This window comes from Janibacter corallicola NBRC 107790, assembly GCF_001570965.1.
Taxonomy (GTDB): domain Bacteria; phylum Actinomycetota; class Actinomycetes; order Actinomycetales; family Dermatophilaceae; genus Janibacter; species Janibacter corallicola.
The window spans coordinates 1-12,174 of record NZ_BCSR01000061.1; the positions used below are offsets into that span (position 1 = coordinate 1).

Below are 12,174 nucleotides of genomic sequence, written 5' to 3' on the forward strand. Positions count from 1 at the left end.
CGGCAGGTCGCCGCCGGGACCGTCGATCCCTACACCCGCCACGAGATGCTCGAGCTGATCATCGAGGACGGCCGGGCCCGCGGCATCGTCGCCCGTGACCTGATCACCGGTGAGCTGGAGACCCACACCGCCGACGCGGTCGTGCTCGCCAGTGGTGGCTACGGCAACGTCTACTTCCTCTCGACCAACGCGATGGGCTCCAACGTCACGGCGAGCTGGCGCGCGCACCGCAAGGGCGCCCACATGGCCAACCCGTGCTACACGCAGATCCACCCGACCTGCATCCCGGTCGCCGGCGAGTACCAGTCGAAGCTGACCCTGATGAGTGAGTCGCTGCGCAACGACGGGCGCATCTGGGTGCCCAAGCGTGCCGAGGACTGCGACAAGGACCCCCGGGAGATCCCCGAGGAGGACAGGGACTACTACCTGGAGCGCAAGTACCCCTCCTTCGGCAACCTCGTGCCCCGCGACATCGCCTCCCGCCAGGCGAAGGTCGTCTGCGACGAGGGCCGCGGTGTCGGCCCCAAGGTCGGGGACTTCCGCCGCGGGGTCTACCTCGACTTCGCCTCGGCGATCGAGCGCCTCGGGGAGGACGCGATCCGTACCAAGTACGGCAACCTCTTCGACATGTACCAGCGGATCACCGGTGAGGACCCCTACAAGGTCCCGATGCGCATCTATCCGGCCGTGCACTACGTCATGGGCGGGCTGTGGGTCGACTACGACCTGCAGAGCAGCATCCCGGGTCTGTTCGTGGCCGGTGAGGCCAACTTCTCCGACCACGGCGCGAACCGCCTGGGCGCCTCGGCCCTGATGCAGGGTCTGGCCGACGGCTACTTCGTGCTGCCGAACACCATCCGTGACTACCTCTCCAAGGGCCCCTACCCGGAGATCGACGAGAACTCGGCCTCGGTGGCGGAGGCGAAGAAGTCCGTGTCCGATCGCACCGAGCGGCTGCTGTCGATCAATGGTGAGCGGACCGTGGACTCCTTCCACAAGGAGCTCGGCCACATCATGTGGGAGTACTGCGGCATGGAGCGCAACGAGGAGGGCCTCATCAAGGCCATCGACCTCATCCGCTCCCTGCGCGAGGAGTTCTGGCGCAACGTCAAGGTGCCCGGCTCGGCGGCCACGCTGAACCAGAGCCTGGAGAAGGCCGGTCGTGTCGCCGACTTCCTCGAGCTCGGCGAGCTGATGTGCATCGACGCGCTCCACCGGAGCGAGTCCTGCGGTTGCCACTTCCGGTCCGAGTCCCAGACCGAGGACGGCGAGGCACTGCGCGACGACGAGAACTTCGCCTATGTCGCGGCCTGGGAGTTCCAGGAGAACGAGGACGGGACCGGCCCGGGCATGCCGATCCTGCACAAGGAGGACCTCACCTTCGAGGCCATCGAACTCAAGCAGCGGAGCTACAAGTGAGCGGAATGAACCTAACCCTGAAGATCTGGCGTCAGGAGGGGCCCGCCGCCAAGGGTGAGCTCGTCACCTACGACATGCCGGACGTCAACGAGGACATGTCCTTCCTGGAGATGCTCGACGTCCTCAACGAGCGGCTCATCGAGGGGGGCGAGGAGCCCATCGCCTTCGACAGCGACTGCCGCGAGGGCATCTGCGGTATGTGCGGCCTGATGATCTCCGGCGAGGCCCACGGCCCCGAGCGGACGACCACCTGCCAGCTGCACATGCGCTCCTTCCGGGACGGCGAGACGATCACCGTCGAGCCGTGGCGGGCCAACGCCTTCCCCATCGTGAAGGACCTGGTCGTCGACCGCGGCGCGTTCGACCGGATCATCGAGTCCGGCGGGTACATCTCGGTCAACACCGGCGCCGCCCCGGACGCCCATGCGACGCCGGTGCCGAAGCAGAACGCCGACCGTGCCTTCATGGCGGCGGAGTGCATCGGCTGCGGTGCCTGCGTGGCGGCCTGCCCGAACGCCTCCGGCATGCTCTTCCTCGGTAGCAAGATCACCCACCTCGGTGAGCTGCCCCAGGGCCAGGCCGAGCGCAGCGCGCGCGTGGTCTCCATGGTCGAGCAGCACGACGAGGAGGGCTTCGGCGGCTGCACCAACATCGGTGAGTGCAGCAACGCCTGCCCGAAGGGCATCGGGCTGGACGTCATCAGCCAGCTGAACCATGACCTGCGTCAGGCGGCCGGGCGCCGCCGCTGAATCGGGCACGAGAAGTCCCGGGCCTCGACATCGTCGCGGCCCGGGACTTCTCTTGTGCCCATCGAGGGTGGTCAGAGCCAGCTGACGTGGTCCACCAGGAGGGCGTAGCCGACGAAGGCGACGACGTCGATGGTCAGGTGGGCGATGATCAGCGGCATGGTGCGTCGCACCCGGAGGTAGACCAGGCCGAGGAGCAGGCCCATGGCGATGTTGCCGACGAAGCCGCCGAAGCCCTGGTACAGGTGGTAGGTCCCGCGGATGAGAGCGCTGGTGAGGACGATCGCGACGGGGCCCCAGCCGGTCTCGCGCCAGCGGGTGAAGAGGTAGCCGACCATGATGATCTCCTCGAGCACCGCGTTCTGGGCGGCGGCGAGGACCAGGACGGGGATGGTCCACCAAGCGGTGGTGAGGTTGGCAGCGGAGACGGTCGTGTTCAGGTCGAGGGCCCGGGCGCCGAGATAGAGCGCGAGGCCGGGGATGCCGATGGTGGCGGCCAGGGCGAGCCCCTGGAGCAGGTCCCGCAGCGGGGCGCGGCCGTCGACGCCGATGAGGCGGGCGGGGTGCTCGTGCTGGCGGGCGAGCAGGTGCAGCGCCAGGGCCACGGGCACGAGCGCGAGGCCGATGCCGACCAGCTGGTGGACCAGGTCCAGCCACGGCTGCCCGAGCACGGACGAGCTGTTCATCGACGTGACCTGGCTGCCCAGGGACCGGGAGTCCAGCAGGTCCCGGGTGAGGGAGAGGACCGACCAGAGGGCGGAGGCTCCCAGCGAGACGCCCAGGACGAGGACCGTCTCGGTCAGCAGCGTCCGACGCTCGGGAGCAGTGGTGGCCGGCATGGCGTCAGTGTATGGAGCACCGAGCCGATGCCGGCCGCAGGGACTCAGGCCAGGGACAGCCGCTGGCGGTAGTACGGCACGAGGCGCTCGTGGCGGGCCAGGCGGACCTGACGGTTCTCGCTGAAGTACTGGAAGGCCGCGACCCCGATGGCGACGGCGAGGACGCCGAGCGCGATGGCCACGAGGACCAGGGAGGCGGTGACGAAACCGGTGACGGAGGCAATGCTCATCGTCGACTCCTTTCTACATCTGTTGTTTCGACTACTAAACTACAGACGTAGAAGGACGGTGTCAAGCCCGGCCACGAACCCCGGAGGTCATCGCCCGGGCCCCCGCCGGGCGCGGGTAGATTGCGGCAGATGAGCACCCAGGAGAGCGAGCTGTCCCCCCGGATGCAGCTGATCCTCGAGTCCGCGGCCAGGGTGGTCGCGGCGAAGGGGATGCGCGGGCTGACCCATCGCGCCGTCGACGGCGAGGCCGGCCTGCCGGTCGGCAGCACCTCCGGATACCTGCGCACCCGTCTGGCGCTGACCACCGCACTGGCCGCCTTCATCAGCGATGCCCTCATCGACAACGTCGAGGGGCTCGTGAGCCGGCAGCGCGCCGGGGACACGACCGAGGAGCTCGCTGCGCAGGCGATCGAGCTCTTCGTCGGCTGGCTCGCCACGCCGACCCTGCTGCTCGCCCAGGGCGAGCTGACCCAGGAGGCGGCCCGCGTGCCGGAGGTGGCGGGGGCGCTCGAGCCGGCCGAGCACCGGATCCGCCGCCTGGTGCGCGAGCTGCTGACGACCGCGGGGGAGAACGGGGACCCCGACACCGATGCCGAGGCGCTGGTCGCCGCCATGCAGGGTGTGCTCGGCAGCGCCTTCCTGCGTCCGCCGGAGGAGCGGGAGGCCTACGTGCGGGGCACCGCTCGGCGGATCGTCGAGGCCTTCGTCCGACTGCCGTCCACGCCCCGGTAGCGGGGGTCGGGCCCCCTTCGCCGCTCCCGCCAACGGTCGTGGCGAGGCCGGGCCGGTCGTTCCATAGGATGAGAAGCATGAAGGTTCTCTCCGCCGTCGCCTGGCCGTATGCCAACGGCCCCCGCCACCTCGGTCACGTCGCCGGGTTCGGGGTGCCCTCGGACGTCTTCAGCCGGTACATGCGCATGGCGGGGCACGAGGTGCTCATGGTGAGCGGTTCCGACGAGCACGGCACGCCGATCCTCGTGCTCGCCGACACGCTCGGCACGACCGCGCGCGAGCTCGTCGACACCCACCACGCGACGATCGCCCACGAGCTGGCCGACCTCGGCTGCTCCTACGACCTCTACACGCGCACCACCTCGCGCAACCACTACACGGTGGTCCAGCACCTCTTCGAGCAGTGCCGGGCCAACGGCTACTTCATCGAGCAGTCCCAGCAGGTCGCGATCGACCCGCGCACCGGCCGCACACTGCCCGACCGCTACATCGAGGGCACCTGCCCGATCTGCGGCTACGAGGAGGCGCGCGGCGACCAGTGCGACAACTGCGGCAACCAGCTCGAGCCGAGCGACCTGAAGGAGCCCCGCAGCAAGGTCGACGGAGCGACCCCGCAGTTCGGCGAGACCGAGCACTTCTTCCTCGACCTGCCCGCGCTCGCCGGCGCGCTGCGCGCCTACCTCGAGGGCCGCGAGGAGACGGGCACGTGGCGTCCCAACGTCATCAACTTCAGCCTGAACATCCTCGAGGACATCCGCCCCCGCGCCATGACCCGCGACATCGACTGGGGCATCCCACTGCCCGGCGAGCTCGGTGAGAAGTACCCCACCAAGCGCTTCTACGTGTGGTTCGACGCGGTCATCGGCTACCTGTCCGCGTCCATCGAGTGGGCACGTCGGCAGGGTGATCCCGAGCTGTGGCGGCAGTGGTGGAACGACCCGGAGGCGCTGTCCTACTACTTCATGGGCAAGGACAACATCACCTTCCACTCCCAGATCTGGCCCGCCGAGCTGCTCTCCTACGCCGGCAAGGGGGCGAAGGGGGGCGCCCCGGGCGAGTACGGCGAGCTGAACCTGCCGACCGAGGTCGTCTCCAGCGAGTTCCTCACCATGGAGAGCAGGGCCTTCTCCTCCAGCCGCGGCCACGTCGTGTACGTGCGCCACGTGCTCGAGGACTACGGGCCGGACGCGCTGCGCTACTACATCTGCGCCGCCGGCCCGGAGAACCAGGACGCCGACTTCACGTGGCCGGACTTCGTCCGGCGCAACAACTCCGAGCTCGTCGGCGGCTGGGGCAACCTCGTGAACCGCACCGCCTCGATGGTCGCGAAGAACTTCGGGCAGGTCCCCGAGCCGGGGCCGCTCGAGGAGATCGACGAGCGGATCCTCGCGCACGTGCGCGAGGGCTTCACGGAGATCGGCTCGCTCATCGGGCGGCACCGGCAGAAGGCCGCGCTCGCCGCCGCGATGCGCGTCGTCGCCGAGGTCAACAAGTACGTCACCGACACCGAGCCCTTCCGGCTGAAGGGGGAGGACCAGCGCGAGCGGCTCGCCACGGTGCTGCACACGCTGCTCCAGGCGGTCAGCGACTGCAACCTGCTGCTCGCCCCCTTCATCCCGCACGCGGCCAACCGGGTCGACGCCGTCCTCGGTGGCGAGGGCCAGCTCGTCCCGATGCCCCGGGTGGAGGACGTCGAGGACCTCGACGGCGGTCCCGGCTACCCCGTGATCACCGGTGACTACACCGCCTTCCCCGTCTGGGAGTCCACGCCGATCACCGTCGGGACCGTGATCGGCAAGCCGAAGCCGGTCTTCGCCAAGCTCGACGCGGAGACGGTCGTGGACACCGAGCGCGCGGCGATGGCCGAGGACGGCGCGTGAGCAGCCGGCGGGTCCCCCTTCGCCCCGATCCGCTGCCGGTCGCGGTGGTCGACAACCACACCCACCTGGACATCCGGCGCGACGACGTCCCCGACCCGGTCGCGATCGACGGGGGCGGCGACCGGAGCACCGAGGAGATCGCCGCCGCGCTGCGCACCGCCGTCGAGGTCGGCGTGGACCGGGTCGTGCAGGTCGGGTGCGACCTGCCGAGTGCCCGCTTCACGGCCCGGCAGGTGGAGCTGCACCCCGGCATGCTCGGCGCGGTCGCGCTGCACCCCAACGAGACCCCCGCGCTCGCCGCTGCCGGCGAGCTGGAGGCGGCGCTCGCCGAGATCGAGCGGCTCGTGGCCCACCCGCGCATCCGCGCGGTGGGGGAGACCGGGCTGGACTACTACCGGACCGGCCCGGAGGGGCACGCCGCCCAGCAGGAGTCGTTCCGCCGGCACATCGATCTGGCCAAGCGCACCGGCAAGGCGCTGCAGATCCACGACCGGGACGCCCACCAGGACGTCCTGGACCTCCTCGAGGAGGAGGGCGCACCGCAGACCACGGTGATGCACTGCTTCAGCGGGGACCGGGAGATGGCGCGGGAGTGCGTCGCCCGCGGCTACTACCTGTCCTTCGCCGGCACGGTGACCTTCAAGAGCGCCGGTGACCTGCGCGAGGCGCTGCTCGAGGTGCCGCTGGAGTCGGTGCTCGCCGAGACCGACGCCCCCTACCTCACGCCGACCCCGGAGCGCGGCAACGCCAACGCGCCCTACCTGCTGCCGCACACCGTCCGGGGCATGGCCCGGGTCCTCGGCGTCGACGTGCCGACGATGTGCCGGGCGGTCTCGGACAACGCGGAGCGCGTGTACGGCCCGTGGTGAGCACACCCGCCACCCCCGGCGAAGGGGGCAGCCTCCTCGGCGCCTCGAGGGTCCGCGACCTGGCCGACCGCCTCGGGGTGCGCCCGACCAAGCAGTGGGGGCAGAACTTCGTCGTCGACGCCAACACCGTCCGGCGCATCGTGCGCGCGGGCCGGGTGACGGACGAGGACCACGTCATCGAGATCGGCCCCGGCCTCGGGTCCCTCACCCTCGCGCTGCTGGAGGGCGCCGACCGGGTCACCGCGGTCGAGGTCGACCCGACGCTGGCCGCGGCGTTGCCCGACACCGTCGCCGAGCTCGCCCCGGGGGCCGCCGACCGGCTCACGGTCGTGCCGGGCGACGCGATGACGGTGACCCGGCTGCCCGGCCCGGAGCCCACCGCCCTCGTGGCGAACCTGCCCTACAACGTCTCCGTGCCGGTCGTGCTGCGCTTCCTCGAGCTCTTCCCGAGCATCGAGCGGGTGCTCGTCATGGTCCAGCTCGAGGTCGCCGAACGGCTCGCGGCGGCGCCGGGCAGCAAGGTCTACGGGGTGCCCAGCGTCAAGGCCGCCTGGTGGTCCCGCGTCGAGCTCGCCGGCCGGGTCCCACGCAGCGTCTTCTGGCCGGTGCCCAATGTCGACTCCGGGTTGGTCTCGCTCGTGCGGCGGGAGCCGCCGACGACCGGCGCCACGCGCGAGCAGGTCTTCGCGGTCGTCGACGCCGCCTTCGCCCAGCGCCGCAAGACGCTGCGGGCGGCCCTGCGCGGCCTCGCCGGGTCGGGGGAGGTCGCCGAGGCGGCGCTGCAGGCAGCGGGCGTCGACCCCCGCACCCGTGGGGAGGTCCTGGACGTGGCCGCCTTCGCGCGGGTCGCCGAGGAACTCATGACTAGGGTGTCGCCATGACCTCCGTGCTCGAGTCGGCGACGCCCGTGACCGTGCGCGCCCCGGCGAAGGTCAACCTGGAGCTCTTCGTCGGGCCGCGCCGCGAGGACGGCTACCACGGGCTCTCGACGGTCTACCAGGCCGTCGGGATCCACGACGAGGTCACCGCCGCGCCCGCGGGGGAGTGGGGCTGCTCGGTGAGCGGCCGCGACGCGGACTCGGTCCCGACCGACGAGAGCAACCTCGCCCTCGTCGCTGCGCGCACGCTCGCGGAGCGGACCGGCGGCCAGGAGCCGGTGCACCTCTCGGTGCACAAGGACATCCCGGTCGCCGGTGGCATGGCCGGCGGCTCGGCCGACGCCGCCGCGGCGCTGCTCGCCTGCGACGCGGTGTGGGGCACGGGCCTGGGCAAGGACGACCTCGCGGAGGTCGCGGCGCAGATCGGGAGCGACGTCCCCTTCGCACTGCGCGGCGGCACCGCCGTCGGCTCCGGTCGGGGAGAGCTCGTCGCCCCCGTCCTGGCGAAGGGGGTCTACCACTGGGTCTTCGTGCCGAGCGCCGGCGAGGGGCTGTCCACCCCGGCCGTGTACCGCGCCTTCGACAGTCGCAACGAGGGCGTCGACGTCCCGGACCCCCAACCGAGTGCCGCCCTGATGAGCGCCCTGCGCAGCGGCGAGGCGAGCGAGCTGGCCCCGGTGCTGGACAACGACCTCCAGCCGGACGCCATCGCCCTGCAGCCGGCCATCGGCGAGGTCATCGAGGCCGCGATGGGCTTCGGCGCGCTGGCGGCCTTCGTCTCCGGCTCCGGGCCCACCGTGGCCGTCCTCGCCGCCACGGCGGAAGGTGCCATCGACCTGGCCATCTCGCTGACCGCCTCCGGTGTCGCCGCCGACGTCATGCGGGCCACCGGCCCGGTCCACGGAGCACACGTCCTGCCCGCGGCACGGCTCTGATGGCGCTCCCGCTCGTCGGTGCAGAGGCGCTGCACCTGGAGTACCCCACGCGCGTCGTCCTGGACTCGGTCACCCTCGGCGTCCACGAAGGGGACCGCATCGGCGTCGTCGGCCGCAACGGCGACGGCAAGTCCAGCCTCATGGGAGTGCTCGCCGGGACCATCGAGCCGCAGTCGGGCCGGGTGACCCGGCGCGGCGGGGTGAGTTTCGGGGTCCTCGCGCAGAGCGACGACCTCGACGCGGCCACCACCGTCGGGCACGCGATCGTCGGTGACCGCCCGGAGCACGAGTGGGCCGGCGACGCCCGGGTGCGCGACATCATCGGCGGGCTCGTGGGGGACCTCCCGTGGGAGGCCACGGTGGGCTCGCTCAGCGGCGGCCAGCGGCGCCGGGTCGCGCTCGCCGCGCTGCTCGTCGAGGACTGGGACGTCGTCGCGCTGGACGAGCCGACCAACCACCTGGACGTCGAGGGCATCACCTGGCTGGCCGGGCACCTGCGGGCGCGGTGGCCGAGGGGCACCGGCGGCCTGCTCGTCATCACCCACGACCGGTGGTTCCTCGACGAGGTGTGCACCGAGACCTGGGAGGTGCACGACGGGATCGTCGAGCCCTTCGAGGGCGGCTACGCCGCCTACGTCCTCCAGCGCGTGGAGCGGGACCGGATCGCCGCCGCGACCGAGGCCAAGCGGCAGAACCTCATGCGCAAGGAGCTGGCCTGGCTGCGCCGCGGGGCGCCGGCTCGCACGAGCAAGCCGAAGTTCCGCATCGACGCCGCGAACCAGCTCATCGAGGACGTGCCGCCTCCGCGCAACACGATCGAGCTGCAGCGTCTCGCGGTCTCCCGGCTCGGCAAGGACGTCATCGACATCGAGGACGCGAGCGTGGCCTTCGACGGCCACGAGGTGCTCTCCGGGGTGACTTGGCGGCTCGCGCCGGGGGAGCGCACCGGGATCCTCGGCGCCAACGGCAGCGGCAAGTCCACCCTCCTCGGGCTGCTCGCCGGCACGACCCCCCCCACCTCCGGGCGGGTCAAGCACGGCAAGACCGTGCGGATGGGACTGCTGGACCAGCAGTTCAGCCAGCTGCAGGCCATCGCCCACGACCGCGTGCGCGAGGTCCTGGCACGGACCCGCACGACCTTCAACGTCGGCGGCAAGGACCTCACGCCCGCGCAGCTGTTGGAACGGTTGGGCTTCGAGAGGGCGCACCTCTCCGCGCGGGTCCACGAGCTCTCCGGCGGGCAGAAGCGGCGGCTGCAGCTGCTCCTCCTGCTCCTGGACCAGCCCAACGTCATCGCCCTGGACGAGCCGACGAACGACGTCGACGCCGACATGCTCGCCGCGATGGAGGACGTCCTCGACTCCTGGCCGGGCACGCTCGTCGTCGTCTCCCACGACCGGTACCTGCTCGAGCGGGTCACCGACCAGCAGTACGCGATCCTCGACGGGCGGCTGCGCCACCTGCCGGGCGGCGTGGAGGAGTACCTCCGGTTGCGCGCGGCCGGTGCCGGGAGCGCTCGGCCGGCGACCGGGTCCGAAGGGGGCGGCAGGCCCCCTTCGCCACCGGTGGACCCGGCGGCCCAGCGGGAGGCGCGCAAGACCATGGCCCGGGTGGAGAAGCGACTCACCCGCCTCGGGGAGCGCGAGGACCGGCTGCACCACGAGATGGCCGACGCGGCGCACGACCACGAGCGCCTCGCCGAGCTCGGGGCCGAGCTCGGCGAGCTCACCAAGGAGCGGGACGGGCTCGAGATGGAGTGGCTGGAGGCCGCCGAGATCGTCGGCTGACTGATGGCTCGGCGCGTGGTGGCCGCCGGGGGCAATTCGCACGGCAGTTCGGCCGGGGCCCACAGTTGCGACCCCGCCATGCCGGGGGACGCGCGGAGGGACGGGGCGAACTGCCGCACGAATTGCTCGTCACGTACGAGTAGGGGCGCGAGCGCAGCAGTGGCATAGGCGATGGCCGAGATGATGAGCACGTTCTCCACGTCGGCGCGGGTGGCGAGCCAGCCATAGAGCAGCGTGCCGGCGGGGATGGCGATGAACGACCCGAGCATGTCGAAGCTCGCGACGCGTGACAGGGCGTCCGCTGGTACCTGCTCCATCAGGGCGACCCGCCACCCGGTCCCGAAGACCTCGATCCCCGCACCCCCGAAGAATGCGGCGACCGCGACGAGCAGCGTCTCGGGCCGGAAGCCGAGCAGACACAACGGGATCGCCATGACGGACACGCCCAGCATGCCTTGCCGCAGTGGCCGCTTCAGCGGTAGCCACAGCAGGAGCAGCGTCATCCCGACTGCCCCGGCGGACTGGGCACTGACCACCAGTCCCCAGCCGCTGGCCCCCAGGCCTTGGCGGCGATGATCACCCACAGCCAAGTCCGGCTGCGCACCTGTGTCCAGCCCTCGCGCAGCCGCCTCAAGGACGAGGACACGTCTTCCGAGCCCGTTGCGGGTGGGCTGGGCGGCAACCGGACCCGGGTCAGCGCGAGCGTCGCGAGCAGAAACGTCGCGGCATCGGCCATGATCGCCCAGCCCGGCCCGGTCGTTGCCACCAGCACGCCGGCGATCGCCGGCCCGAGGACCATCGAGCCACGCCGCGCGAAGGCCATGACCGCGTTGGCCTGTTGCAGGTGCGCGGGGGCGACGAGCTGAGGGACGACCGTCAAGCATGTCTTTGGTGGCCGGGTGTCCGGGCCACCACTGTCAGGGCCAGGTGGCGGGCGACCGGGATCGTGCGCTCTTCCTGCCCGCCGATCTGCCGGGCCCGGGAGCGGGCTCGCTACAGCGGCAGCAGCGCGTGGGCGATGAGGAAGTACAGCACCAGCCCGGTCGCGTCGACGAAGGTCGTGATGAACGGGTTGGAGAAGACGGCCGGGTCGACGCCCACCTTGCGGGCGACGAGCGGCATGACGCCCCCGATGCTGGCGGCCATCGTGCACACCGCCACGAGGGTCAGGCCGATGACGAGGCCGACCCGCACCTCGTAGACCAGGGCCGTGGCGGCGAACCCGACGGCGCCCAGGAGTGCGCCGAGGGCCAGCCCGACGCGCAGCTCGCGACCGAGGACGGCCAGGACGTCCCGGGGGCGCACGTCGTCGAGGGCGAGGGCGCGGGTGACGGTCGTCGCCGCCTGGTTGCCGGTGTTGCCGCCGGTCCCGATGAGCAGCGGGATGAAGAGCGCGAGGACGGTCACCTGCTCCAGCGTCGCCTCGAAGACCGAGAGCACCTGCACGGTGAGCGTCGCCCCGATGGCGAGCACGAGCAGCCACACGACGCGGCTGCGCACGAGCCGCATGATCGGGGTGGACAGGTAGGGGCGTCCGAGCGGCTCGACACCACCGAGCCGGGCGGTGTCCTCGCTCTCCTCGCGCTCGAGGATGCGGACCGCGTCATCGATGGTGAGGATGCCGACGAGCCGCTCCTCGCTGTCCACGACCGGCAGGGCGAGCAGACCCTTGTCCGTGATGCGGCGAGCGGCCGTCTCGTCGTCCTCGTCGGTCCTCACGGTCAGTGCGGGGCTCATCAGGTCGTCCACCCGCGTGGTGGGGTCGGCCCGCATCAGGGTGCGCAGGCTGACGACGCCGACCACGTGGCGGCTCGCGTCGATGATCGGCAGCGTGTAGATCGTCTCGGCGTCGTCGAGCC

The 12,174-nt window shown here is 71.5% G+C and carries 12 protein-coding genes; 8 read left to right on the plus strand and 4 right to left on the minus strand.

Going from position 1 to position 12,174, the window contains the following annotated elements; genetic code table 11:
• Positions 1-1,419, plus strand: a 1,419-nt coding sequence (gene sdhA / locus JCO01S_RS14380) for a succinate dehydrogenase (quinone) flavoprotein subunit (RefSeq protein WP_068257245.1), incomplete at its 5' end; no start/stop codon positions are given.
• 5 nt (positions 1,420-1,424) lie between these two features.
• Positions 1,425-2,168: a succinate dehydrogenase/fumarate reductase iron-sulfur subunit gene (locus tag JCO01S_RS14385; protein WP_068257247.1), complete on the plus strand. Its 744-nt coding sequence runs from the start codon at positions 1,425-1,427 to the stop codon at positions 2,166-2,168.
• 71 nt (positions 2,169-2,239) lie between these two features.
• Here the strand turns inward: JCO01S_RS14385 and JCO01S_RS14390 are convergent, their stop codons facing one another.
• Together JCO01S_RS14390 and JCO01S_RS14395 are read right to left on the minus strand one after the other, a co-directional pair.
• Entirely contained in the window at positions 2,240-3,004 is a 765-nt protein-coding gene (locus JCO01S_RS14390) for a CPBP family intramembrane glutamic endopeptidase (RefSeq protein WP_068257250.1), read from the minus strand.
• Positions 3,005-3,048: 44 nt separating this feature from the next.
• Positions 3,049-3,234 carry a hypothetical protein gene (locus JCO01S_RS14395; RefSeq protein ID WP_068257253.1) on the minus strand — a complete coding sequence of 62 codons (186 nt, stop codon included), beginning with the start codon at positions 3,232-3,234 and terminating at the stop codon, positions 3,049-3,051.
• Positions 3,235-3,363: 129 nt separating this feature from the next.
• On the opposite strand from JCO01S_RS14395, the gene JCO01S_RS14400 reads away from it, so the two are divergent.
• From JCO01S_RS14400 to JCO01S_RS14425, 6 genes are all read left to right on the plus strand, one after another.
• Complete coding sequence (locus JCO01S_RS14400) at positions 3,364-3,966, plus strand: TetR/AcrR family transcriptional regulator (RefSeq protein WP_068257255.1); 603 nt, start codon at positions 3,364-3,366, stop codon at positions 3,964-3,966.
• Between the two features lie 77 nt (positions 3,967-4,043).
• Positions 4,044-5,846, plus strand: coding sequence for a methionine--tRNA ligase (metG, locus tag JCO01S_RS14405; RefSeq protein ID WP_068257257.1), 1,803 nt, complete (start codon positions 4,044-4,046; stop codon positions 5,844-5,846).
• Positions 5,843-6,715 (plus strand): TatD family hydrolase, encoded by an 873-nt coding sequence (locus tag JCO01S_RS14410; RefSeq protein WP_068257260.1) that lies wholly within the window; start codon positions 5,843-5,845, stop codon positions 6,713-6,715. Before metG ends, JCO01S_RS14410 begins: the two co-directional genes overlap by 4 nt.
• Positions 6,712-7,596, plus strand: a complete 885-nt coding sequence (gene rsmA, locus JCO01S_RS14415) for a 16S rRNA (adenine(1518)-N(6)/adenine(1519)-N(6))-dimethyltransferase RsmA (protein WP_245634459.1) — start codon at positions 6,712-6,714, stop codon at positions 7,594-7,596. Before JCO01S_RS14410 ends, rsmA begins: the two co-directional genes overlap by 4 nt.
• Positions 7,593-8,528: a 4-(cytidine 5'-diphospho)-2-C-methyl-D-erythritol kinase gene (locus tag JCO01S_RS14420; RefSeq protein ID WP_068257266.1), complete on the plus strand. Its 936-nt coding sequence runs from the start codon at positions 7,593-7,595 to the stop codon at positions 8,526-8,528. Before rsmA ends, JCO01S_RS14420 begins: the two co-directional genes overlap by 4 nt.
• Complete coding sequence (locus JCO01S_RS14425) at positions 8,528-10,315, plus strand: ABC-F family ATP-binding cassette domain-containing protein (RefSeq protein ID WP_068257269.1); 1,788 nt, start codon at positions 8,528-8,530, stop codon at positions 10,313-10,315. Before JCO01S_RS14420 ends, JCO01S_RS14425 begins: the two co-directional genes overlap by 1 nt.
• A gap of 499 nt (positions 10,316-10,814) precedes the next feature.
• Here the strand turns inward: JCO01S_RS14425 and JCO01S_RS14430 are convergent, their stop codons facing one another.
• The gene (locus tag JCO01S_RS14430; RefSeq protein ID WP_068257272.1) at positions 10,815-11,195 is read right to left on the minus strand and encodes an MFS transporter; all 381 of its coding nucleotides are present in this window, start codon (positions 11,193-11,195) and stop codon (positions 10,815-10,817) included.
• A gap of 113 nt (positions 11,196-11,308) precedes the next feature.
• Positions 11,309-12,174, minus strand: an 866-nt coding sequence (gene mgtE, locus JCO01S_RS14435) for a magnesium transporter (RefSeq protein ID WP_084342958.1), incomplete at its 5' end; no start/stop codon positions are given.

Bases quoted from the DNA above. Each gene is read 5' to 3' on its own strand.
- JCO01S_RS14425 (WP_068257269.1), top strand. From the start codon at position 8,528: ATGGCGCTCCCGCTCGTCGGTGCAGAGGCGCTGCACCTGGAGTACCCC.
- metG (WP_068257257.1), top strand. From the start codon at position 4,044: ATGAAGGTTCTCTCCGCCGTCGCCTGGCCGTATGCCAACGGCCCCCGC.
- JCO01S_RS14385 (WP_068257247.1), top strand. From the start codon at position 1,425: ATGAACCTAACCCTGAAGATCTGGCGTCAGGAGGGGCCCGCCGCCAAG.
- JCO01S_RS14400 (WP_068257255.1), top strand. From the start codon at position 3,364: ATGAGCACCCAGGAGAGCGAGCTGTCCCCCCGGATGCAGCTGATCCTC.
- JCO01S_RS14395 (WP_068257253.1), bottom strand. From the start codon at position 3,234: ATGAGCATTGCCTCCGTCACCGGTTTCGTCACCGCCTCCCTGGTCCTC.
- JCO01S_RS14420 (WP_068257266.1), top strand. From the start codon at position 7,593: ATGACCTCCGTGCTCGAGTCGGCGACGCCCGTGACCGTGCGCGCCCCG.
- JCO01S_RS14390 (WP_068257250.1), bottom strand. From the start codon at position 3,004: ATGCCGGCCACCACTGCTCCCGAGCGTCGGACGCTGCTGACCGAGACG.